This is a genomic window from Roseivirga sp. YIW32 (assembly GCF_057219245.1).
This window is the reverse complement of record NZ_JBXVVG010000002.1, coordinates 226,992-249,151: the sequence shown is the minus strand read 5'-3', so window position 1 is coordinate 249,151 and position 22,160 is coordinate 226,992. Positions and strand designations below refer to the sequence as shown.

At 43.7% G+C, this 22,160-nt stretch carries 18 protein-coding genes; 12 read left to right on the top strand and 6 right to left on the bottom strand.

The genetic code is table 11. The features are described from left to right. The first annotated feature begins 19 nt into the window (after positions 1-19). Entirely contained in the window at positions 20-1,858 is a 1,839-nt protein-coding gene (glmS, locus tag AC2D6U_RS09870) for a glutamine--fructose-6-phosphate transaminase (isomerizing) (RefSeq protein WP_484720815.1), read from the top strand. On the opposite strand, the gene AC2D6U_RS09865 is transcribed toward glmS, so the two are convergent. Next, positions 1,845-2,513 (bottom strand): 3-hydroxyacyl-CoA dehydrogenase family protein, encoded by a 669-nt coding sequence (locus AC2D6U_RS09865; RefSeq protein ID WP_484720814.1) that lies wholly within the window; start codon positions 2,511-2,513, stop codon positions 1,845-1,847. The two genes, glmS and AC2D6U_RS09865, sit on opposite strands and share 14 nt — an antisense overlap. A gap of 49 nt (positions 2,514-2,562) precedes the next feature. Here AC2D6U_RS09865 and AC2D6U_RS09860 point away from each other — a divergent pair, with 49 nt between their 5' ends. Genes AC2D6U_RS09860 through AC2D6U_RS09850 form a run of 3 tightly spaced genes read left to right on the top strand, consistent with a single transcriptional unit; the run spans position 2,563 to position 4,727 of the window. Next, positions 2,563-2,943: a RidA family protein gene (locus tag AC2D6U_RS09860; protein ID WP_484720813.1), complete on the top strand. Its 381-nt coding sequence runs from the start codon at positions 2,563-2,565 to the stop codon at positions 2,941-2,943. Positions 2,944-3,000: 57 nt separating this feature from the next. Further along, entirely contained in the window at positions 3,001-4,512 is a 1,512-nt protein-coding gene (gltX, locus tag AC2D6U_RS09855; protein WP_484720812.1) for a glutamate--tRNA ligase, read from the top strand. Between the two features lie 2 nt (positions 4,513-4,514). Next, complete coding sequence (locus AC2D6U_RS09850; protein ID WP_484720811.1) at positions 4,515-4,727, top strand: hypothetical protein; 213 nt, start codon at positions 4,515-4,517, stop codon at positions 4,725-4,727. Here AC2D6U_RS09850 and AC2D6U_RS09845 read toward each other — a convergent pair whose 3' ends face one another. Together AC2D6U_RS09845 and AC2D6U_RS09840 are read right to left on the bottom strand one after the other, a co-directional pair. Continuing rightward, positions 4,728-4,922, bottom strand: coding sequence for a hypothetical protein (locus AC2D6U_RS09845; RefSeq protein WP_484720810.1), 195 nt, complete (start codon positions 4,920-4,922; stop codon positions 4,728-4,730). After that, positions 4,919-5,497 carry a methyltransferase family protein gene (locus tag AC2D6U_RS09840; protein WP_484720809.1) on the bottom strand — a complete coding sequence of 193 codons (579 nt, stop codon included), beginning with the start codon at positions 5,495-5,497 and terminating at the stop codon, positions 4,919-4,921. Before AC2D6U_RS09840 ends, AC2D6U_RS09845 begins: the two co-directional genes overlap by 4 nt. Positions 5,498-5,587: 90 nt before the next feature. Here AC2D6U_RS09840 and AC2D6U_RS09835 point away from each other — a divergent pair, with 90 nt between their 5' ends. From AC2D6U_RS09835 to deoC, 5 genes are read left to right on the top strand one after another with little or no spacing between them, the layout of a single operon-like run. After that, complete coding sequence (locus AC2D6U_RS09835; RefSeq protein WP_484720808.1) at positions 5,588-6,934, top strand: MGH1-like glycoside hydrolase domain-containing protein; 1,347 nt, start codon at positions 5,588-5,590, stop codon at positions 6,932-6,934. Next, positions 6,931-8,490, top strand: coding sequence for a sodium:solute symporter family protein (locus tag AC2D6U_RS09830; protein WP_484720807.1), 1,560 nt, complete (start codon positions 6,931-6,933; stop codon positions 8,488-8,490). The genes AC2D6U_RS09835 and AC2D6U_RS09830 overlap by 4 nt, the downstream gene beginning before the upstream one ends. Next, the gene (locus AC2D6U_RS09825; protein ID WP_484720806.1) at positions 8,490-9,593 is read left to right on the top strand and encodes a glycerate kinase; all 1,104 of its coding nucleotides are present in this window, start codon (positions 8,490-8,492) and stop codon (positions 9,591-9,593) included. The genes AC2D6U_RS09830 and AC2D6U_RS09825 overlap by 1 nt, the downstream gene beginning before the upstream one ends. Positions 9,594-9,608: 15 nt before the next feature. Continuing rightward, positions 9,609-10,823, top strand: coding sequence for an NAD(P)-dependent oxidoreductase (locus tag AC2D6U_RS09820; protein WP_484720805.1), 1,215 nt, complete (start codon positions 9,609-9,611; stop codon positions 10,821-10,823). Then, positions 10,813-11,472, top strand: a complete 660-nt coding sequence (gene deoC / locus AC2D6U_RS09815; RefSeq protein ID WP_484720804.1) for a deoxyribose-phosphate aldolase — start codon at positions 10,813-10,815, stop codon at positions 11,470-11,472. The genes AC2D6U_RS09820 and deoC overlap by 11 nt, the downstream gene beginning before the upstream one ends. On the opposite strand, the gene AC2D6U_RS09810 is transcribed toward deoC, so the two are convergent. Next, complete coding sequence (locus tag AC2D6U_RS09810) at positions 11,469-11,975, bottom strand: hypothetical protein (RefSeq protein WP_484720803.1); 507 nt, start codon at positions 11,973-11,975, stop codon at positions 11,469-11,471. The genes deoC and AC2D6U_RS09810 overlap by 4 nt on opposite strands. Positions 11,976-12,050: 75 nt before the next feature. Continuing rightward, positions 12,051-14,606, bottom strand: coding sequence for a M14 family zinc carboxypeptidase (locus AC2D6U_RS09805; RefSeq protein WP_484720802.1), 2,556 nt, complete (start codon positions 14,604-14,606; stop codon positions 12,051-12,053). Positions 14,607-14,954: 348 nt separating this feature from the next. Between AC2D6U_RS09805 and AC2D6U_RS09800 the strand changes: the two genes are divergently transcribed. The 3 genes from AC2D6U_RS09800 (at position 14,955) to AC2D6U_RS09790 (ending at position 20,613) form a co-directional block, all read left to right on the top strand. Next, positions 14,955-18,170 (top strand): TonB-dependent receptor, encoded by a 3,216-nt coding sequence (locus AC2D6U_RS09800; protein WP_484720801.1) that lies wholly within the window; start codon positions 14,955-14,957, stop codon positions 18,168-18,170. An 84-nt stretch (positions 18,171-18,254) separates the two neighbouring features. Beyond that, entirely contained in the window at positions 18,255-19,040 is a 786-nt protein-coding gene (locus AC2D6U_RS09795) for an alpha/beta fold hydrolase (RefSeq protein ID WP_484720800.1), read from the top strand. 34 nt (positions 19,041-19,074) lie between these two features. Then, on the top strand, positions 19,075-20,613 hold the full coding sequence (locus AC2D6U_RS09790; protein WP_484720799.1) for an MltF family protein: 1,539 nt from the start codon (positions 19,075-19,077) through the stop codon (positions 20,611-20,613). Here the strand turns inward: AC2D6U_RS09790 and crtD are convergent. Then, positions 20,610-22,073, bottom strand: a complete 1,464-nt coding sequence (gene crtD, locus AC2D6U_RS09785; protein WP_484720798.1) for a 1-hydroxycarotenoid 3,4-desaturase CrtD — start codon at positions 22,071-22,073, stop codon at positions 20,610-20,612. The genes AC2D6U_RS09790 and crtD overlap by 4 nt on opposite strands. Positions 22,074-22,160 lie beyond the last annotated feature (87 nt).

The window sequence follows — 22,160 nt, the reverse complement described above, 5'->3', positions numbered from 1 at the left end:
TTTCAAAAAATTAAAAATTATGTGTGGTATTGTAGGGTACATTGGTCATCGAGAGGCTTATCCAATCATTATCAAAGGATTGCAACGACTTGAATACAGAGGTTATGATAGTGCTGGTGTAGCCTTGTTAAACGGAGACTTAAACGTTTATAAAAAGAAGGGTAAGGTTGCTGATCTTGTAGAGTTTGCAAAAAATAGCGACAAGAAAGCGACTATAGGTATAGGACATACCCGCTGGGCAACACACGGTGAACCCAATGATGCCAACGCACACCCACACCTGAGTCAATCAGGCAAATTGGCTATCATTCATAATGGTATCATAGAAAACTATGCTGCGTTAAAAACTGAATTGGAGAAGAAAGGCTATACGTTTAAATCGGAAACGGATACCGAGGTCTTCATTAATTTCATAGAGGATATTTATCTCAATAGCCGTGTAACGACATTGGCTGAAGCGGTTCGTCAAGCGCTTACAAAGGTCGTTGGTGCCTACGCCGTTGGTATTCTGTCCTTAGATGAACCCAATACACTTATTGCTGCGAGAAAAGGAAGTCCATTGGTTATTGGATTGGGCAAAGGAGAGTTCTTTTTGGCTTCTGATGCCACGCCAATCATTGAATATACCAATGAGGTTGTCTACCTAGACGACAAGGAGATTGCCATCATCAAAGATGGTGACTTTACCATCAAGAATATTGATGACGTCGAAATGACTCCTTATGTGCAGACAGTCAATATGGAACTTGAAGCCATAGAGAAGGGTGGCTATGAACATTTTATGCTCAAAGAAATTTTCGAGCAACCGAAATCTATCGGAGACTGTCTTAGAGGAAGACTAAGAGCCTCCGAAGGGACTCTTCATCTTGGAGGTATTTCGGACTACATCAATAAATTCTCTAATGCTGACCGGATTCTTATCATTGCTTGTGGTACCTCTTGGCATGCCGGTTTAGTGGCAGAATATATATTTGAAGAGTTTTGTCGATTGCCTGTGGAGGTAGAGTACGCTTCTGAATTCAGGTATCGTAACCCTGTAGTGGGAGAAAAAGATGTAGTGATCGCCATTTCTCAATCAGGTGAGACAGCGGATACGCTGGCCGCTATTGAATTGGCAAAGTCCAAAGGCGCTACGATTTTGGGCGTTTGCAACGTAGTAGGATCATCGATACCACGAACCACACATGCCGGTAGTTATACCCACGCAGGCCCGGAAATTGGAGTAGCAAGTACGAAGGCTTTTACGGCTCAAATATCTGTTCTTGCCATGATGGCATTAATGCTTGCGCATAAGAAAGGGACTTTGACCGAGAGCAAATTCAGAAACTTGCTTCATGAACTGGACGCAATTCCTGACAAGGTCGCCAAGTGCTTGGATTTGAATGCTCAGATAGAAACCATCGCTGAAAAATTTAAGGATGCTTCTAACTTCCTTTACTTGGGAAGAGGATACAATTTCCCGGTAGCTTTAGAAGGTGCCTTAAAATTGAAAGAGATTTCTTATATCCATGCAGAGGGTTATCCGGCTGCGGAGATGAAGCATGGCCCAATTGCGCTCATTGACGAGAACATGCCAGTGGTATTCATTGCTACCAAGGATAGCTCATACGAGAAGATTGTATCCAATATCCAAGAGGTAAAGGCAAGAAAAGGTAAAGTCATAGCCATTGTTACGGAAGGTGATACAGAGATCGCGCCAATGGCAGATCACATCATCGAAGTTCCACATACCAATGAGTCATTCATGCCATTGGTATCTGTTGTTCCTTTGCAATTATTGTCTTATCACATCGCCGTAATGAGAGGATGTAATGTGGACCAACCTAGAAATTTAGCCAAATCAGTTACTGTGGAGTAATTCGTTGTACGCTGAGGTAACCTTTTTTGAGCGCTGCAGCAATTTTGTAGCGCTCTTCTTTTGTGTCTTCGTACAGCGCTTCTAGTAATTCATAAACATCCGATACACCTATTTTTTCGAGCCATTCGAATGGGCCGAAAGGATAATTGGTTCCGAGTTTCATGCCCGAGTCGATATCTTCAGGGCTGGCTGTTCCTTCCTGCATGGTATAGAATGCTTCATTGATGATCATGCATACGATCCTCGGGGTTACCATGCCCACTCGATCATCAACCAATTGAAAAGCAGTTTTTAAATCTTCGAAAATGGTGAATGAGGGACTATCGGAAAGAGACGTGATTTCTAACACTTCTCTATTGATAAACGTCAGCATTCCATTGAAACCATAGACCTGCTCAGTATTTAGTGGATAGTAGGCAGCTAACTCAGCCAAGGTCATTTTGATCGTATTGAGGAATATTGGTACGGATAACCTATCCTCATAGAAAGAAAAGTGCTCAGGACTATCGCTAATCGTAAAATCAAAAACACAATCTACATTGAGCTCGTCATCTAAAAAGTGATGGTCAGTAAAGCACAGGCATTCGTGCATTGATCCAAATTTTTGACTGAACTCATCAAATTCTAATTGATTTCCGACAACAGCGATTTTCATATTGTGTAATTTGTGACAAATCTATTGAATAATCTTAATCGTAATCAAGATGTCAAAAACAGTTATTAAAAGCGATCAAGCTCCTGCGCCAATAGGCCCTTATAGCCAGGCAATTAAGGCAGGAAATACACTCTATGTTTCTGGCCAAATACCATTTGACCAGCTGACCGGTGAAATGATCAATGAGAACATCACGGAAGAAACACATCAAGTCATGAAGAATCTTGAGGCCGTATTATCGGCCGCTGGGATGTCGTTTGCCAATGTGGTGAAGTGTTCAATTTTTTTGAAAGATCTTGGTCAATTCAATACGGTGAATGAAGCTTATGCGATGTATTTCAAGCAACAGCCGCCCGCTCGCGAATGTGTTGAGGTAGCCCGTTTGCCGAAAGATGTGAATGTGGAAATCTCTTGCATCGCGGTTGAGTAAGGAATGAACCAAGACTTGGCGTAACAATTTTTATATTTGCGCCCTAAACAAGAAAGAATGAGCGTACGTGTACGATTCGCACCAAGTCCAACCGGTGCATTGCATATTGGAGGAGTCAGAACCGCCCTGTACAATTATCTATTTGCAAAGAAGGAGAAAGGTGCTTTTATACTTCGAATTGAAGATACGGACCAAACTCGTTTTGTCGAAGGAGCAGAGGACTACATTCGAGAAGCATTGGAATGGGCAGGGATTCGACCCGATGAGGGAGTGGCTGAAGGTGGAGATTTTGGCCCGTACAGACAGTCGGAACGTAAGGAATTGTATGCGAAGTATGCGCAACATTTGGTTGATGAAGGAAAAGCTTACTATGCTTTTGATACACCAGAAGAGCTGGATGAAATGCGGGAACGGTTAAAGGCAAACCGTATCGCGAACCCCCAGTACAATGCAGTTACTCGCACACAAATGAAAAATTCATTGACCTTGTCAGAAGAGGAGGTCAACGCGCTGTTGGAGAAAAAGGAGCCTTATGTCATTCGATTCAAAATGCCGAAAAATGAGGACGTCAGGTTTGAAGATCAAGTTAGAGGATGGGTGGTGGTCAACACGACGACCCTTGATGACAAGATCCTAATGAAATCTGATGGGATGCCTACTTATCATTTGGCCAATATTGTCGACGATCATTTGATGGAGATTAGTCACGTTATTCGTGGGGAAGAATGGCTTCCTTCTGCACCGTTGCATGTGTTGCTTTACGACTCCTTTGGCTGGGAACCACCACTATTTGCACACTTGCCTCTTTTGCTTAAGCCCGATGGAAATGGAAAGCTAAGCAAACGGGCTGCAGACCAATTAGGGTTCCCGATATTCCCATTGAATTGGAGTGATCCTGAAACGAACGAATTATCCGTAGGCTTTAAAGAGGCCGGTTATTTGCCGGATGCTTTCATCAATTTCTTGGCCTTATTGGGTTGGAATCCCGGAGGTGACCAAGAACTGTTTTCAATGAATGAGTTGGTCAACTTGTTCTCGTTGGAGAAGATCAATAAAGCAGGCGCAAAGTTTGACATTGATAAAGCCAAATGGTTCAATCAGCAATACCTTAAGGCAAAGGCCAACGATGAAATTGTAAATGAACTGAAAGAACTTTTGCCTCTCGACGACGCAGAGGAGAAGCTCGAACGAGTGGTGGCAAGTCTGAAAGAAAGAGTAACATTTATTGCTGAGATGGTTGAGGCGGGAAGTTTTTACTTTACTCCCCCTGAAGCATATGACGCCAAGACTGTTAGAAAAAAGTGGGATTCCATGGCTGTTGAAAAACTGCAGGGCTTTGCCTCGGAACTTTCTAAGCATGATTCCGTTGATGTGGATGAGGCAAAAGAGTTGTTTTCTGCTTTCTTAGCCAAAGATGGAACACCATTTGGCAAAGTAATGCCAGCACTTAGGCTAGCTTTGACGGGACAGGCTGGAGGACCAGATTTAATGGAGATCATCTCCATATTGGGTCCTGTCGAGGTCAAAAAGAGAATTGAACTCGCTATCAACACAATATCCCTTGATTGATTATGGCAAAAAAGAAGAAAGAGGATAAAAACCAAAAGCCTAAAGTGGCGAAGGAGCTTGACGGCCTTGAGCTTAACGTAGACTCATTTGGAGAGATCAGTAATTCATTGTCGATTGACCGCATCAATGAATTTTTAAATAAGAATGTTGACGATAAAAAACTGAGAGACCGGGAAGACCTTGATGCTATCAAGGGAGGTAGTGAAGAGGAATAATTACTCTCTTTTATCTTCTCCAGCGTTCATGTCGATCACTACCCGCCACAGGCTCGATAAAAACATGATGGTGAATCCCACGATCATGACCGTTGTTCGAGCCCTATCCGGAATGATGTCAAAATACCTTGAGAGGAAACTGCAAGCCACTAATGACAAACCCAGCAGAGCAGTTATTCCTGTAAATTTTCTCATACCGATTTGGGTTTAAGTCTAGGAATTAAAGAGGGTGTTCGCTTTTTGTATGCTAGGTATTCATCGCCGAACAACTCGATTAGTTTCTTTTCCTCCAACCGAATACCGAATGGGAGATAAACGACTACGCTAAGGAGTAATACAAGACTGGACAGCTGAGGGTTAAAAATGAAATACCCGATAAAGATCAGCAGAGTTCCGCTGTACAGAGGGTGTCTAATTTTGGCTTGAACTCCAGACGTTTTAAGGGCAGATTCCTCCTCCTTTTTGAGGCCAATGAATTCTTTGAGCGAATAGTTTCTAAAAGACCGTTTCAAAATAAATATACCAACTGTCGTGAGCATAAGACCTGCATAGTTGGTGGCCGCACTCGGCGCGTAAATTAGTGAACTATAGATGGAAGCGGTATAGAGCATCAGAAAGATGAATAAAACAGTGGCGATCAAACTGTACACAATTCGATAGTGCCGAGGGCTAAGTCCAATGCGTGATTTGATTTGTGTGGTAGCCAGCAGGCTATGTAGGAAGTAGTAAAACATCCAGGCAACGAAAGGCACGACATGTTCGATAACCATGCTGCAATGTTAAGGAATAAAGAGGGAATGCAGAAAGTCAATTTTTAATTCAGCATCGCCTCCGTATTTTCAAAACCTAAGACATTCACTATGGAAAATAGTACAGTACCACCAAATCGACATCAGGTGATGGTCGATCGTGCAAAGAAGATCTTGATAGACAACACCCGGGAAGGTTGTTATACCGTACCGAGCTCCAGGCTTTACCCTTATCAATGGAATTGGGATTCGGGTTTCGCAGCGATGGGTTTTGCTCGTTTTGACCTGAAAAGAGCCATATTGGAGTTAAACACCTTATTCAAGGGACAATGGGAGAATGGCATGCTTCCCCATATCATTTTTCATGACCCTAAGAGCGAAGGCTATTTTCCAGGACCTACCTTCTGGCGGTCTGATCTTGTAAAAGGAGCTCCCGGCAATGTGGCAACATCAGGAATAACTCAGCCCCCTGTTCATGGATTTATTCTGGAAAAAATGCTTAATCAAACCCCAGATTCGGAGGAAGTTAAAAATTTTGCAAGAACCTTATTCCCCAAAATTGTCAAACTGCATCAGTATTACTATACCTATCGAGATCCCAAGAACGAAGGGCTAGTGTCGATTTTTCACCCTTGGGCCTCTGGTCGTGACAATTCTCCTTTATGGGATGAGTTGATTCAAACGATCTCATTTGACAAGAATGAACTTCCTTCCTATCAGCGAGTGGACAACTTGAAAGCTGACCCATCTGAACGGCCATCTGATCGTGATTATGATGTTTTTGTGTATTTGATGGAGTTGGCCAAGCGCCATGACTATGACGGTCGCTTTATTGCCAAAGAATCTCCTTTTATGGTACAGGATACTCTTTTCAATGCCACTTTAATTCGGTCGAATGAGGCCTTGATTCAAGTGGGCACAGCCCTTGGTTTGGATGTCAAGCAGGTCGAGGAGTGGCAGGGTCAAAGCAAAAGGCAATTTGATGAGAAGCTTTGGGTAGAGGAATTAGGGCTTTATGCTCCTTATGACTTGCGCAATGAACGGCACATTGGCATGAAGGAAATTGGAGGGTTTACGGCACTATATGCGCAGATCCCGAATGATCAGCGGGCAAGGCTCATAGAGGAACAGGTTTTGCATATTGCCCAATCGCCTGATGCGTATCGTGTTATGCCAAGTTTTGATCCCGAACATCCTGTTTTTGATGGGAGAAGGTATTGGAAAGGTCCCATATGGCCGCAAATGAATTGGTTGCTCTATCAAGGCTTGAAACGATACACCATGGATGAAACAGCCGATCGAGTGAAATGGGATTTTCTTGAATTAGTTGATAAATTAGGTTTTCACGAATACTTCGATCCTCGAAGAGCAGTTGCTGATGGGCTTCCACATGGGTATGGAGGCGATAATTTTTCATGGACCGCAGCTGTAGTGCTGGATTTTATTATGGACGAATGAATGTTTTAGATTATATCATCATCACACTGTATATCGGTGGGTTTCTTTATCTGGGTTACCACTTCAAGAACCAAACGAGTAAAAGCGATTATTACTTAGGCGGAAGAAGCTTTGGCTGGTTTCCATTGGCCATGAGTACCGCAGCAACCCAATTATCTGCTGTCAGCTTTATTTCGGCACCTGCATTTGTGGGGTTAAAACAAGGTGGCGGAATGATCTGGTTGACCTACGAGTTCGCCGTTCCCTTGGCGATGATATTTCTTATGGTGGTGCTTGTTCCCACGTTCTATAAATCAGGTATCGTAAGTGTCTATGAGTTCTTGGAAAGGCGTTTTGGCGCTAGCACACGAATACTTTTGAGCATTGTTTTTCAAGTCTCAAGGGCTTTTGGTACCGGAGTCATGATCTACACAGTGGCCATTATTCTCGAGAGCGTAATGGGTATCCCCATGTGGCAAAGCATCATTCTTATTGGAATTGTTACCATGATCTATTCCTATCAAGGAGGAATGAAAGCGGTGGTTTACGGTGACATGATCCAAATGATTATTCTCTTTATCGGTATCATCATTTGTTTTGTCTTTGGATTAAGTGCCCTGGGGGGCTGGGGTAATTTTGTTGATCAAGTGGATCCGGTCCGTTTGGTGGCGGTGGACTTCAGTAAGTTAGGGTTCAGCAATGATGAATTTGGTTTTTGGCCTATGCTGATCGGCGGTTTTTTTCTTTACTCCGCTTACTATGGTACGGATCAAAGTCAGGTGCAACGATTATTGTCGGCCAGTAGCATGAAGACCATGAGACAAACCCTTTTATGCAATGGTTTGATGAGGTTCCCGATCACCTTTGCCTACTGCATCATGGGGCTAGTCTTGGGTACATTGGCGTTCTCGAATTCAGGTTTAATGACGCAGATTCCAGCTGATCAGCCTGATCGCCTTATCCCCATTTTTATTCGCGATTTTTTACCTAATGGGGTGATTGGTCTATTGATCGTTGCCATCTTTTCGGCAGCGATGTCGTCGTTGAGCTCAGCCATTAATTCACTTTCGGCAGCTTCTGTTGAAGATCTCTTTGCCAGAGGCAAGGAAATGACTGAGAAGCAATACACAAAGCTCTCTCGTATGACAGCCCTTTTTTGGGGTGTTGTTTGCGTTGTTATTGCCTTTTTTGTGGGAGACATTGCTGATACGGTGATTGAAGCCATCAACAAGGTGGGTTCGGTGTCCTTCGGACCCATATTAGCCACCTTTATTTTAGCGTTGCTTTTTAAACGGGTGAATACCCAAGCGGTGAATATTGGGTTGCTGAGTGGTGTGGCAATCAATGTGTACCTATGGTTATTCGTTCCACAGATCTTTTGGTTTTGGTGGAATGCCATCGGGGCCCTTGTCACCTTGTCAGTTGCCCTTGTCTTGAGTGCAATACGACCAATGGAGTCCCAGAAAAGTATGATCCCAATTGAGCTTGTGAATTTTCGCCAATCGAGCGTTTACCTTCTCCTTATTTTCTTTTTGCTAATTGTCGCCGTCTCGGTGAGCTTGCCTTATTGGTTCTAATGAAAGTTCTAATTGCACCGGATAAATTCAAGGGGTCATTGACAAGTGTCGAAGTGATCGAAGCAATCTCCTCGGGCCTGTTGCAAGAGCTACCAACTGCAGAGGTAATTTCACAGCCTTTGGCTGATGGGGGTGAGGGTACGCTGGATGTATTGGAAGCCTCATTGAATTTAGAACGCGTTAGTGTTGAAGTACAAGGTCCATTGTTCATTAGCAGCGCTGCTTACTATTTGACCGATGGGGAGAAGGCTTTTATTGAAATGGCTGTTGCTTCAGGCTTGCAGCTAGTTCCTTTGGCGAAAAGAAACCCATTAAAGACAAGTACCTATGGCACAGGTGAATTGATACGACATGCTTTACTGCAAGGGCTTAATGAGGTGAACCTCTTTGTCGGAGGGAGTGCTACAAATGACTGCGGCTTGGGAATGGCAAAAGCGTTGGGTTATGCGTTCTTCGATAAACAAGGAAATGCTTTGGCGGGAACGGGGGCCGATTTGATCAAGATCCATATTATGGAAAAGAATAGCGCATTACCTGAATTAAAAGAAGCTCGTTTTAACATCCTGACCGACGTGCAAAATCCTTTACTAGGTCCTACGGGTTGTGCTCAATACTATGCTGCACAAAAGGGAGCAAGCCAAGAGGTAATTGAGCAGCTGGAACGTGGGGCAATGCATTTGGCGACACTGTTGAGTAATGGGTTTGAGAATGAAAAGGGGGCCGGTGCAGCGGGTGGTTTAGGCTTTGGTGCCTTGTCATTTTTACATGCACAGATCTCTTCTGGAATTGAATTTGTCCTCAACATGACGGAAATGAGGGAAAAGGTCCGAAAGGCTGATCTGGTGATTACCGGCGAAGGAAGTCTAGACGAGCAATCGTTGCAGGGAAAGGTGATTGATGGCCTGAAGAAAATTTGTGACGAGGAGGGGAAATCTCTCGCGATCATCTGTGGCAAGTCCGAGATCAATGAATGGAAAGGAGTACCCATCTATCAAGTCATACACAAAGCGAAAGACCTTGAAGATGCCATGTCAAATTCTGACAAGCATGTGAGAGGTCTTGCGCAAGATTTGATGCGAGATTTCCACTCAACGACTACTTAATGCTTATTTTTGAATATGTCAGAGATCAAAATCGGAATCATAAAAGAAGGAAAGGTCCCTATAGATAGGAGAGTACCAATCACCCCGTCACAAGTAAAAGAGATTCTTAAACTTCATGATGGAGTGACCATCAAATGCCAGCGTAGCGATATTCGTTGTTTTGAAGATAGCGAGTACGAAAAGGCGGGGGCTAAATTGGTCGATTCTGTTGAGGACTGCGATGTGATCCTAGGGGTGAAAGAAGTGCCACTTGAGATGCTGGTTGATGGGAAAATGCATTTCTTTTTTTCACATACCATCAAGAAGCAAGAATATAACCGACACTTGTTACAAGCCATACTTGAGAAGAAGATCACCTTGATCGACTGGGAATGTCTCACTGATGCTGCGGGTAGGAGATTGATCGCTTTTGGTCGTTATGCAGGGATTGTAGGTGCCTACAATGGCATTTTGACTTATGGCAAACGGTACAACCTGTTCAACCTTCGGCCGGCGCATACCTGCTTCGATCTGGAGGACATGCGGTCTGACTATGAAAAAGTTAAGCTGCCAAATATCAAGATCGCTTTGACTGGAGGAGGACGGGTTGCCAAAGGGGCAATGGAAGTACTGTTTGGTATGGGAATCCGTCGAGTGAGTCCAGCTGATTTTTTAGCGGAACGATTTAATGAACCCGTTTTCACACAACTCAATACAAGGGATTATAACCGCCGGGTAAATGGCGGAGGCTTTGATCGAGATGAGTTTTATGATGACCCTGAGAATTATGAGTCGAGCTTTTTGCCATTTGCTCAAAAGGCTGATATTCTGATCGCCGGTGCATTTTGGGATCCAAAGGCCCCTGTTTTGTTCACAAAAGAGAATGCTTCTCAACAAGACTTTAATATCCGGGTGATTGCAGACATTACTTGTGATATTGAAGGTTCTATTCCTTCGACAAAACAACCGAGTACTATCGAAGACCCATGTTATGATTATAACCCAAGCAATGATCGAGTGGAACCGCCGTTTGTGGACGAGGGAAATCTGACTGTGATGGCTGTTGATAATTTGCCCTGTGAATTGCCAAGAAATGCTTCGGAAGACTTCGGTAAGGAGTTTGTGAAAAGTATTTTACCCAATTTGATCGGTGAGGACAAAGATGCGGTTCTTGAGAGAGCAACCATTACGAAAGATGGGGAGCTCACCAAGCACTATCACTACTTACAAGACTTTGTTCATGGACATTAGTCGTTTTATAGAACATACTAATCTAAAGCCTGATCTAACTGGTGATCAGATCGATAGGCTTGTTGCGGAAGCCAAGGAACATGGGTTTTTTGGTGTATGTGTTCCTCCTTTTTGGGTGAAGAGAGCGGCCAGAGAGATTGGGACAGAGACCATCCAATTGGTCACTGTAATTGGTTTTCCACTAGGTTATCAACGCACAGAGGTCAAATTGTTAGAGATCGAAAAGGCATTGGAAGATGGCGCTAACGAGGTAGACATTGTCATGAACATTTCAGCCTTTAAAAGTGGAATGCCCTGGACGAAAATTGAGCTCGCCAAATGTGCCAAATTGACACACGACCATGAAGCATTACTCAAAGTTATCATTGAAACAGCCTATTTAGCGGATGATGAAATCATCCAAGCCTGCAAAATCGTATCAGATGCAGGTGCTGATTTTGTAAAGACGTCCACAGGCTTTGCTTCCACAGGTGCTCAGGAGCATCATGTCAAACTCATGCGGAAGCATTCTCCTTCACATGTTGGCATTAAGGCTTCTGGTGGCATCAAAGATCTTGCTACGGCAAGAAAGATGGTGGAAGCAGGCGCTGACCGTTTAGGGCTCTCGGCGGGTGTTCAAATTGTGCAAGAAGCGAAGACCTCTAATTAGGCTTGTTTGCTGTAGCGCTGAATGCCTTTGTACTTGTAGATCTTAAGGCCGAAGTGTTCAAATACACAGACTTTCATTCGGTTTTGAGCAAGCTCGATGCGGTTTTCAGGGGAATGAAATACGGACAATTCTAATCCAGCGAGCACAAAGTTTTTCTTCCGCATCAACTCATTGAGGTAATTGTTGAAAGCATCCTTCCAGTCTTCGACGTATTTCTCATAATGGCTTCTTCCATCAAATAAAAGCTCTAACTGATTGTCCCCAATTTGGTATCGGTAGATGCCACTAAGTGCATCGTAGAGCTCGTCAAAACAAGTAAAATGGATGGGCCTGAATTCTTCAATTAGGCTGGTTTTCTCATCGACCAAGCGCAATGGATTAAAGAGCAAAAAATACCCTTCTTTGACTCTTTCAACGAGCAGTGCTTGTAGTTCTAGCCTAAGATCAGCCTGAACTTGCTTGAGGAGGTAATTCTTATCTAAAAGGAAAAGTCTATTGTCCAATCCAACAAGGGTTTGTCAAAAGTAGTGAAAAATGAGTTTTGAGAAAAACGGAGTCCGTGATTGGACTCCGTTATCTTATCTTGCTGCTGATCCACTGATGAGGTCTCCAAAGAAAATGGCATTCATCATCAGTTTATTGGTTCCATACCAAAAGGCGCGGAAGTTAGGGTTGTCCACCAATGAAATGACCCTTCCACCTCCGAAAGCGCTTGCTCTTATGGTAGAAGTGCCCTTGAGAGCCTCAAGATTGGCCTTGCTGATCCAACCGCTCATTAACGGTTCTTCGGTGTAGACCCCAGGGCTAGCGAACATGGCTTCTGAGGCCTCCACCATGACATTTCCTCTTCTAAAAGTAGGTAGGGTTTCTCTGTAGTAACCAAAGGCTAGAGGATGGCTAAGTTCCAACTTCGATAAATACACACCACCCGGAATGTACTGTCCTCTTTGATAGTTGGAAAGGTTATCATAGGTGATCTCACTTGGATCAGGACTTTCCACGTCGACCATTTGCAGATTGCTTAAGTCATTTCGAGCCATCCAGGCGACTCCAGAGGTTGTACCCACTAATGTTCCACCATTTCTTACCCATCTTTTCAAATTATTGAGTTGTCCATCTGACAAACGCAAGGCACCGGTGATGATCATGACGTTGTAGCGGTCAATGTTGCTTGAGCCTAAGCGATCTTGCGGCAGTTTGGTTACCTTCATGTCCATTCGGGTGTCAAGCAGGTGCCAGACCTCTCCGGCATCGTAGGAGCTTCCACCTTCAACAACCAATGCGACTGCCGGCTTCTTTAAAGAGAGGAATGAATTACTTCCTAGAGAGACACCTTGGGTCAGGCCAGTCTTCATGGCGTGTACGTCAATTCCGTCTTGCTGTGAAACCACCAACATTTCTTGGAAGATCTCATCAGGGCTTAATGGTTGACCCTCGACAGGAATCAAAATGCTGCCTCGATCAAATTCTTGCTCTTTCGATAAGCTAAATTTGGATGTGGCCACTTTCAAACGAAGCCCTTTGTTCAGGAGCCTATTGGCCGCGCGAGGAGCGTAGTAGCCGTGCCATTCGAATACATAGGCATAACTGCTTTTGCCACCATAGACTTGTCCTTGAGGAAAAGTAAGTTCTTCTACCTTTTCACCCAATTGACTTCTCCCATAATCTCTACCTGACATTTCAGCATATTCTACGTTGAAGGCCATCGGATAGGTCCATCCGGAGATGTCATAAAAGAGGCTGTCTTCAAACTGTGTTCTTTTTTCAAACATGCCCTTTACCAGTTTGTAGTTGCGCTGCTTCAGCGGAATGATGTAACTGTTTTCGGGTTTGTATTCTTCCCCGTCCAACTCAATGTTGCGAGAGGGTCGATAAAAGTCGATTTCCTGTCGACTGAGTATCTCAGCCAAGTGGAAGGCACGTGCTGGATCTTTTTCAGCTTTGAAAATGTAGGCCTGGGCATCGTCGTTGTCTGCCTCGCGTAGCGCCTTCTTATAAAAATCTCTTTGGTACTTGAGCAATTCAACGCGTAGGCTTACTGCTGCCTTCCATGTGGAGAGCACTGCATTGAATTGGTTTTTAATGGTGAATGGGAAGGTGAGAATGCCGTGGTTGCTTTCTTGCGCATGCCCTCTTGAGCTGGCTTGTTCGAAGAGAATACCCACGCCTCCGTTGATGTCAGGAAAAGTAGATCCTTTACCGTAGTAGAAGTCGTCATAACCTTCCTTTGTGTAGTAAAGTGAGCCTATGCTGTCCAATGCGTCTGCATGGAAAGCACCAATTTTACCTGTTAATTCTTGATTTTGTTTTGGTGTCAGTGGATGCGTTCTTGACGGTACACCAGGTTGGAAAAAGAAGGTTGAATTGGTTCCCATCTCATGGTGGTCTGTTAACACATTAGGTTTCCATTTATGATAGACTTCGATTCGATTCCTAGATTCAGGTTGTTGAACCGGTAGCCAGTCGCGATTGAGATCGAACCAATAATGATTCGTACGACCGCCGGGCCATACCTCGTCGTATTCTCTGTCGTTTGGATCCGGATTGATGTTGTCGCTCTTGTGCATATTGGCCCAAGTGCTGAAACGAGTCAATCCGTCAGGGTTGAATGAAGGATCGAACAACAAAACACTCTTTCTCAAAGCGTCTTCGACAGCCGGGCCTTGCGCAGCAGCCAAGTAGTATGCAGCCACCAAGGCGGCATTCGAACCACTGGGTTCATTGCCATGGATACTAAAACCCATGTAAGTGACCACAGGCATTTTTTCAACATCAAATTTGTCTGCTTCATTGGGATAGGTCAGCCAAACATGGTCGCTGCGAAGTTTATCGATATTGGCTAGATTGTCCGGGTGAGAGATCGTTAGAATATATTGAGGCCTGTCTTCATGGGTCGTTCCGATCTGTTCGATCATGATGCGATCTGAGGCCTCTGCCAAAGCACGCATATAATACACGAGTTTGTCGTGTGTTATGTGCCATTCCCCTACTTCATGGCCAATAACTTCTTCTGGTTTTGGGATATTTTCATTGTAGGTCACATTGGTCGGTAGATAGTATGAAAGGTCTACCTGGGCTTGAGTAATGTGAAAACTAATCAGCAATAGGCAAGCTGTTGAGATGATATGCTTCATTCGTTTCTTCAATTAAAATTGCAGTCAATATAGGGATTACCGCATAATCTAAAAAGGCGCTGTCTTTGAATGGCTTACCGTTGGCAGCGTTTCCAAAAGTGGGGGTTTGGTTGGATTAACCAAGGCCTTGTTTTTTCAACTCGTTTAATTTCAACGAGATATATTTTTTACTTATTTTTCCATTGAATTAACATTTGTTAACATCAAGGTAATCTTAGCCAATTTTCTTCGCTGAAAGTTAACAGAGTGGGTATTGGCTCAAGGGACTTTAAAAATTATTTTTGCAGGAAATAAAGCTCAAAAGGCAACCGATTAAAATCTAAATCAAACTTACTTAACAAAAATTCTATGAAAAAATTGTTACAATCGATCTTCATGGCTGCATTCATGTTAATGTTGACTAACATGGCATTCGGTCAGGGGAACACAACTTCTTCTTTGAACGGAAGAGTTGCAGATGCGAACGGAGAGCCTCTACCGGGTGCAACTGTGGTTGCGGTCCACACACCAACCGGTTCTCGTTATGGAAACGTCACGAATGCAGACGGATTCTACAGAATACCGAACATGCGAGTGGGAGGTCCTTACACGGTGACTGTCACCTTTATTGGGTACAAAGAGTTCACTCAAGAAAATGTGTTCTTGACATTGGGTCAGGCTTTCAGAATCAATGTAGAGTTGCAGGAAGATGCTGTGACACTTGAAGGAGTTGAGGTAGTGGCCGATAGAGGTGGTGTTTTTGATGGAAACAGAACCGGTGCAGAAACTACTGTAGGCATTGCCCAGATCAATGCAACTCCAACAGTAGCCAGGGCTATTGGTGATTTTGCTCGTTTTACACCACAGGCGATCATTGATGAAGGAAGCGATGGCTTCTCCATCTCAATTGGTGGACAGAATAACAGATACAACTCGATCTATATCGATGGTGCTGTTAACAACGACGTATTCGGATTGGCCGGTTCTGGAACCAACGGTGGACAGACTGGTGTGTCACCAATTTCAGTAGATGCCATTGAGCAATTCCAAATTCAGGTTGCTCCTTTTGATGTAAGGGTTTCAGGTTTTGCTGGTGGTGCCATCAACGCAGTGACCCGTTCTGGATCGAACGATATCGAAGGTTCAGTGTACAGATTTTGGAGAAATGAAGGCTTTGCTGGTAAAACTCCTACTGATACTGAAGGAGTAGATCGTGAGCGATTAGCAGAATTTAGTGCACAGACCTATGGTGTACGTGTGGGTGGTCCAATCATTAAGGACAAATTGTTCTTCTTCGTGAACTACGAAAGACAAGAAGATGAAACACCACAGCCGTTTAATTTTAATGACTACGAGGGAGATGCGGATGCTGCAAAACTCAACGAGTTGAGGAATTACTTAGGCACATTCAATTACGACCCAGGCACCATCGACGGAAACCCAGTCGTTTTAGAGTCTGATAAGATCACTGCTCGTTTTGATTACAACATCAATCAAAATCACAAGATCACAGCACGTTATTCGTTTGTTGATGCCTTCAATATCGAAGGTGTTCGTTCTAGCCCAAGAACACTGAATTTTTACAAAAGATCGGAGACCTTCCAATCAACAACTAACTCGCTTTCTGCAGAGTGGGCGGCGACACTTGGCGCTGATAAATCCAATAAATTCACTGTGGGTTATGTAACGGTAAGAGATGATCGTGATCCTTTTGAGGATTTTCCAACAGTAAATATCGAAGATGGTCGTGGATTCCTAAGACTCGGTGCTGAGGAGTTTTCAACGGCTAACTTGTTGAATCAAGATGTATTGACGCTTAACAACAACTTTGAGTGGTACAAAGGAAGACACACCTTGACCTTTGGTGTCAATGCAGAATTCTACAAAGTAGAAAACTTGTTCATTGCACAGAACTACGGACGTTACTTGTTTGCCAGCATTGATGATTTCATCACCAACCAGCCGGCTATCGATTACTTCCGTTTGTTCTCGAACGTTGACGACATCACTGGTGACGGATCTGCTGCTGCAGCTAGATTCAACTCATCTCTTTTTGGTATCTATGTTCAAGATGAGTTCCAGGTGAATGACAACCTAAAAATGACGCTTGGTTTGCGTGTTGATCGTCCACTATTTGATGATACCCCAAATAACCCTGAATTCAATAACAATGTGATTCCTGATTTAGAAGCTGCAGGTTATGATCTACAAGGAGCGACTGTGGGTGATTTCATCGATGGCTACTGGGCATTTGCACCAAGATTTGGTTTCAACTGGGATGTGAACGGTGACCGTTCTTTCCAATTACGTGGTGGTGCTGGTATCTTCACTTCTCGAATTCCATTAGTATGGCCTGGGGGTGCATACAATAACAACGGGGTAAACTTGGGTTCTATTGACGAGCGAGGTTTTGATGCTCGTTTCATTCCTGATCCATTCAATCAGCCAGGACAAAGAGATCCAAATTTACAGTCTGGAAATATCGACCTTTATGCAAAGGACTTTAAGATCCCTCAAGTAGCAAAAGTGAACTTGGCATTTGACAAGCGTTTAGGTAATGGACTGATCTGGTCAGTTGATGCCTTGTATACTAAAACCATTCAAGCTTTGAGATATGAAAACTTGAACTTAAAGCGTTCTACTGAGAGTTTGACAGGAACAGGAGATGATCGACCTATTTACGATAGAAGAGATGAAGTAGCTCCTCAGTATGGTCGAATTATTTTGACTTCAAACACCTCTGAAGGATATACTTACAACCTGTCTACTACCTTAACATTGCCAATGACGAGTGGATTCCAAGGAAGTATTTCTTACAACTATGGTGATGCTTTTGCTGTATTCGATGGAACATCTTCACAGAACTCTTCACAATGGAGGGGCTTGTATACTGTAGGAGGTAAGAACTTCGATCAGCAATTGACAAGATCAGTCTTTTCACAAGGCCACCGATTCATTGCTCAAGTGTCATACAGAAAAGAGTGGACCAAGAATTTGGCATCGCAGATCGGTTTGGTTTGGGAAGGTAGATCTGGTAGACCATTCTCTTACACTTACAATGACAGCGGTCGATTGACCAATGAAGATACTCGAGAGTTCAACCTATTGTATGTGCCTGCGGATCAAAGCGACATCATTCTAGTTGATGATGCAAATGCTGGAACTGCCGCTGAACAGTGGGCTGCATTGAATGATTTCATTAACAGCGACGATTATTTGAGTGAAAGAAGAGGTCAGTATGCTGAAACAAATGCTAGCAGAGCTCCATTCATTTCTGTCTTCGATTTGAGATTCATTCAAGACTTTACCATTGACGCAGGAGGTAAGTCTCACACACTTCAGTTCACTGCTGACATTTACAACTTTGGTAACATGTTGAATAGCGATTGGGGTAGAAGATACTTTGTGCCTTCTAACTTCCAATTGTTGAACTTTGAGGGTTTCCAAGCTGATGGAACAACACCTACATTCACCTTTGACGGTGTTGAAGGAAATGATCCATCGACTAATAACATTGACGATTCTGGATTGCAAAGCTCTAGATGGCAAATGCAATTGGGTATCAGATATATCTTCGGAAATTAATACCTGATTTAGATAAAACTAAAGCCCATCCTTGGATGGGCTTTTTTTATGAACTAATTTTTATGTTTTCCGTTTCTTAGGTGAATGTTGTACTTCAAGACATATGAGCATAAAACTTCCAAGGAGTGGGTCACCTTTATCCATGGTGCAGGGGGTAGCTCGTCTATTTGGTTCAAACAGATCAAAGCATTCAAAAGCAATTTTAATGTGTTGTTGATCGATTTGCGTGGACACGGCAAGTCACAGGAAATGTTTGAGCGTTACTTCACCAATGAGTACAATTTTGAAAACCTTTCTCGAGATGTGATCGAAGTGCTCGATCATTTGAAGATCAAGCAATCTCACTTTGTTGGCATTTCATTGGGGACCATCTTAATGCGCACTATTTGCGAGATAGCCCCTGATCGTGTGAAGTCATTGACCATGGGCGGTGCCGTGACTCGAATGAATGTTCGGTCTAAGATCTTAGTGGCTTTGGGCAACGCGACCAAGCGCTTTGTTCCTTATATGTGGCTCTACAAATTGTTTGCTTGGATCATCATGCCAAGAAAGCGGAACGCAGAGTCCAGAATTCTTTTTGCGCAGCAAGCGAAAAAGTTATGTCAGTCGGAGTTTATTAAATGGTTCAATTTGACCTACAAACTGAACCCATTATTAAAATACTTTAACGAGAACGACACAAAGCTACCGACGCTTTACGTGATGGGAGATGAGGATTACATGTTTTTGCCTCAAGTCATGAACCTTGTCAAGCAGCATGATACGAGTACCTTAAGCGTCATTCCAGATTGTGGCCATGTATGCAATGTTGAGCAGCCCAATGCCTTCAATCGAATAGCCATTGATTTCATTCATCAAAACGCTGATTAGTATTTTCGCTATTTTCTTTTAAATTAACAGGTATATGTTATTGAAAAGGAGCGTTTTATATCTTTCGTTTACAGTACTATTCTTAAGTCTATTGGCCTGTGGTGGCGCACAAAATGAGTCAGCGACATCTGATGACTATCAAGCCGAGCTGGTGAGCAATGAAGATTCTGACTTTCATGATCATGGGCATTTCGACGAAGAAAGTGCTGAGATAGTGGATCTCAGCGGCATCAAAAAGCGTGGTCAAATCCGTGTGGTTGTTGACAATAGTTCCACAAGTTATTTCATTTATCGGGGTCGAAGAATGGGCTTTGAGTACGAGCTCTTGCATCGCATGGCCGAGGACTTTGGCTTGGACCTGAAGATCAGAGTATCGGATGACATGGCAGGAGCTTTTGATCTGCTGGAAACCGGTAGGGCGGATCTGCTGGCATTTCATTTGACGGTGACCCTCGATCGAAAAGAACGCGTGGACTTCAGCATTCCACATACAAGAATACGTCAAGTACTGGTACAACGTAAACCGCAAAACTGGCGGAAAATGAAGCTTCACGAGATTGAGCAGACCATGATACGAGATGTTCTAGATCTTGGAGGAAAAACCATACACGTTCGGAAAGGATCTGCTTTTGCTGAGCGCTTGAGGAACCTTTCTAGTGAGATCGGAGAAGAAATAGACATTGTGGAAGTTGAGGCTGTTAGTTCAGAATATTTAATGGAACAGGTGCTCAACGGAGAGATTAGTTACACTGTGGCTGATGAAGATCTGGCCAAGATCAATGTTTCCTATCATCCTGACCTAGATGTTGAAACGGCCATCAGTTTTCCTCAGCAGATTGCATGGGCCATCAGAAAGGGTTCTCCGGAACTCAAAACGGCTGTAGACGAATGGTTAACAGAATTGAAGAGATCGGCAGATTTTCAAACCATTTATGATCGTTACTACAAGTATGCAAAAAGTCAAAGGAAGCGTTCACAAAGTGAGTTTTCATCAAGTAAGGGAAAGAATATCTCACCTTACGATGATATCATCAAAGCCGAATCGAAGCGCATTGGCTGGGATTGGCGCTTGCTAGCCTCTCAGATCTATCAGGAATCACGATTTGACCCCAAAACCGTCTCATGGGCAGGGGCGGAAGGCTTGATGCAATTGACCAAAGCAACGCAAGAAGAAAACGGACTCAAAAATCCATTCAAGCCGGAACCGAATATCAAGGCGGGTGTCAGTCACCTACTCTGGTTGGAAGATTACTGGAAAGATAAAATCCTCGACGAAGAGGAGCGGATGAAGTTCATTTTGGCGTCGTACAATACGGGCCATGCACACGTGGCGGATGCCATGCGATTGGCTGAAAAGTATGGTGCAAACCCATCTATTTGGTATGGCAACGTTGAAAAATACCTTTTGCTGAAATCAAACCCGGAATACCATCAAGACCCGGTCGTGAGGTACGGTTATTGCAAAGGAATAGAACCTACAAAGTATGTGAAGGAGATCTTAGAGAGGTTTGAAGAGTACAAAAACTTCTTTGATCCAGATGAGGTTTCTGCCACAAGTATTACCTCCCTCTAACTAAAGTGGTCGGCCATGATCTTTGCCGATAGCAGGCAAAGAGGAATGCCTCCTCCTGGATGTACACTACCCCCTACGAAGTACAAATTTTTGATCCGATTGGAGAAGTTTGGGTGTCGCATAAAGGCGGCAAATTTGCTGTTGGAGCTATTGCCATAAAGTGAACCTCCGATGGAGCTTGTTTTCGATTCGATCAAGCGAGGGTCGAGGACTTCTTCTACTTCAATGAGTTGCTGAAGGTCTTCTCCTAATGAAGAGGAAAGCTTTTTAATGATCGAGGTCCGTGCTTGTTCGATGAGCATGTCCCAATTTTGCCCAGTATTGTTAGGCACATTGATCATGGTGAACCAGTTCTGGCAGCCTTCTGGTGCGTCATCAGGCTTTTGAGTGCTGGTGATGTTGACATAAACCGTCGGGTCATGGTAGATGGTGCCCTGCTTGAAGATATGTTCAAACTCTGCTTTGTAATCTGCAGAAAAGAAAATATTGTGGAGGTCGAGTGCCTTGAAGTCTTTTTTGATTCCCCAGTAAAAAATCAGTGCTGAACTAGAGCGTGGTTGGTTGAGCACTTTTTTCGGTGCCTTGTGCCCCTTTAAAAGCTGACGATAGGTGCCCATAATGTCCATGTTGCTAATCACACGCTGTGCTTTATGAAAACCCATGCTCGTTTCTATGCCCTTGGCTTTATCTTCATGGACCACAATGCGTTCAACCTTGGTTTCAAACACGAATTCAACACCTTGTCGTTTAGCCAACTGGAACAGACTCTGCGTGATGTCGTGCATACCGCGGGTTGGAAAATAAGCTCCAATACCAAACTCCAAGTGCGGAATGATGTTAAGCGTTGCCGGTGTTTGATAGGGATCAGAGCCATTGTAGGTGGCATATCGATTGAAGAGTTGTACCGTTTTTGGGTTGTTGAACAAGCTGCTATTCGCCTTGTTCATGCTTCTATTGAAATCGAATTTGTTGATACTCGCATAGGCTTTAAAGGCTGAGGAGCCTAGCCACGTACTCATTTTATGGAGCGAACTGTGCATGAAAAGAGGAGCGAGCTCTTCATAAAGGAAAGCGCTTTTTTGTAGTGCTTTTTGAACGTGCGCTCTTGGTTCGTCTAGCTTTGTTTCAAACTCTTCGAGTAGTTTTTCTTGATCAGCCCAAGCATTGACCACTGTTCCATCTGGATAGAAATATTTGCAGGTACTCGGTAATTTTTTGTAGCTAAAGTGCTCTTCAGGGTTCTCACCACACAGCTTAAACAGTTCTTCGATTTGCTCAGGAAGTGTAAAGAGCGAAGGCCCCGCATCAAAGCGATAGCCCTTCCTTGTCAATTCAGTCAGCTTGCCACCAGGGTAGGCATTGGACTCATAGACGGTGACCTGGTGACCCGCTTGAGCTAAGCGAATAGCTGAAGCGATTCCCGCAATACCTGAACCAATGATTGCAACGGATTTTCCCATGAAATTTTAAGGCAACAATTTGACTGATTTAGCTTGACAACAAGATGGCGCATTGAACTGTTTTTCGCAAACCTCAAGGTCAGACAA

Excerpts from the sequence above, each read along its gene's own strand:
- crtD (WP_484720798.1), bottom strand. The coding sequence starts at position 22,073 with ATGGGAAAATCCGTTGCAATCATTGGTTCAGGTATTGCGGGAATCGCT.
- AC2D6U_RS09800 (WP_484720801.1), top strand. The coding sequence starts at position 14,955 with ATGAAAAAATTGTTACAATCGATCTTCATGGCTGCATTCATGTTAATG.
- AC2D6U_RS09860 (WP_484720813.1), top strand. The coding sequence starts at position 2,563 with ATGTCAAAAACAGTTATTAAAAGCGATCAAGCTCCTGCGCCAATAGGC.
- AC2D6U_RS09865 (WP_484720814.1), bottom strand. The coding sequence starts at position 2,513 with ATGAAAATCGCTGTTGTCGGAAATCAATTAGAATTTGATGAGTTCAGT.
- AC2D6U_RS09795 (WP_484720800.1), top strand. The coding sequence starts at position 18,255 with ATGTTGTACTTCAAGACATATGAGCATAAAACTTCCAAGGAGTGGGTC.
- AC2D6U_RS09805 (WP_484720802.1), bottom strand. The coding sequence starts at position 14,606 with ATGAAGCATATCATCTCAACAGCTTGCCTATTGCTGATTAGTTTTCAC.
- gltX (WP_484720812.1), top strand. The coding sequence starts at position 3,001 with ATGAGCGTACGTGTACGATTCGCACCAAGTCCAACCGGTGCATTGCAT.
- AC2D6U_RS09850 (WP_484720811.1), top strand. The coding sequence starts at position 4,515 with ATGGCAAAAAAGAAGAAAGAGGATAAAAACCAAAAGCCTAAAGTGGCG.
- deoC (WP_484720804.1), top strand. The coding sequence starts at position 10,813 with ATGGACATTAGTCGTTTTATAGAACATACTAATCTAAAGCCTGATCTA.
- AC2D6U_RS09830 (WP_484720807.1), top strand. The coding sequence starts at position 6,931 with ATGAATGTTTTAGATTATATCATCATCACACTGTATATCGGTGGGTTT.
- AC2D6U_RS09820 (WP_484720805.1), top strand. The coding sequence starts at position 9,609 with ATGTCAGAGATCAAAATCGGAATCATAAAAGAAGGAAAGGTCCCTATA.
- AC2D6U_RS09840 (WP_484720809.1), bottom strand. The coding sequence starts at position 5,497 with ATGGTTATCGAACATGTCGTGCCTTTCGTTGCCTGGATGTTTTACTAC.
- AC2D6U_RS09790 (WP_484720799.1), top strand. The coding sequence starts at position 19,075 with ATGTTATTGAAAAGGAGCGTTTTATATCTTTCGTTTACAGTACTATTC.
- glmS (WP_484720815.1), top strand. The coding sequence starts at position 20 with ATGTGTGGTATTGTAGGGTACATTGGTCATCGAGAGGCTTATCCAATC.
- AC2D6U_RS09845 (WP_484720810.1), bottom strand. The coding sequence starts at position 4,922 with ATGAGAAAATTTACAGGAATAACTGCTCTGCTGGGTTTGTCATTAGTG.
- AC2D6U_RS09825 (WP_484720806.1), top strand. The coding sequence starts at position 8,490 with ATGAAAGTTCTAATTGCACCGGATAAATTCAAGGGGTCATTGACAAGT.
- AC2D6U_RS09835 (WP_484720808.1), top strand. The coding sequence starts at position 5,588 with ATGGAAAATAGTACAGTACCACCAAATCGACATCAGGTGATGGTCGAT.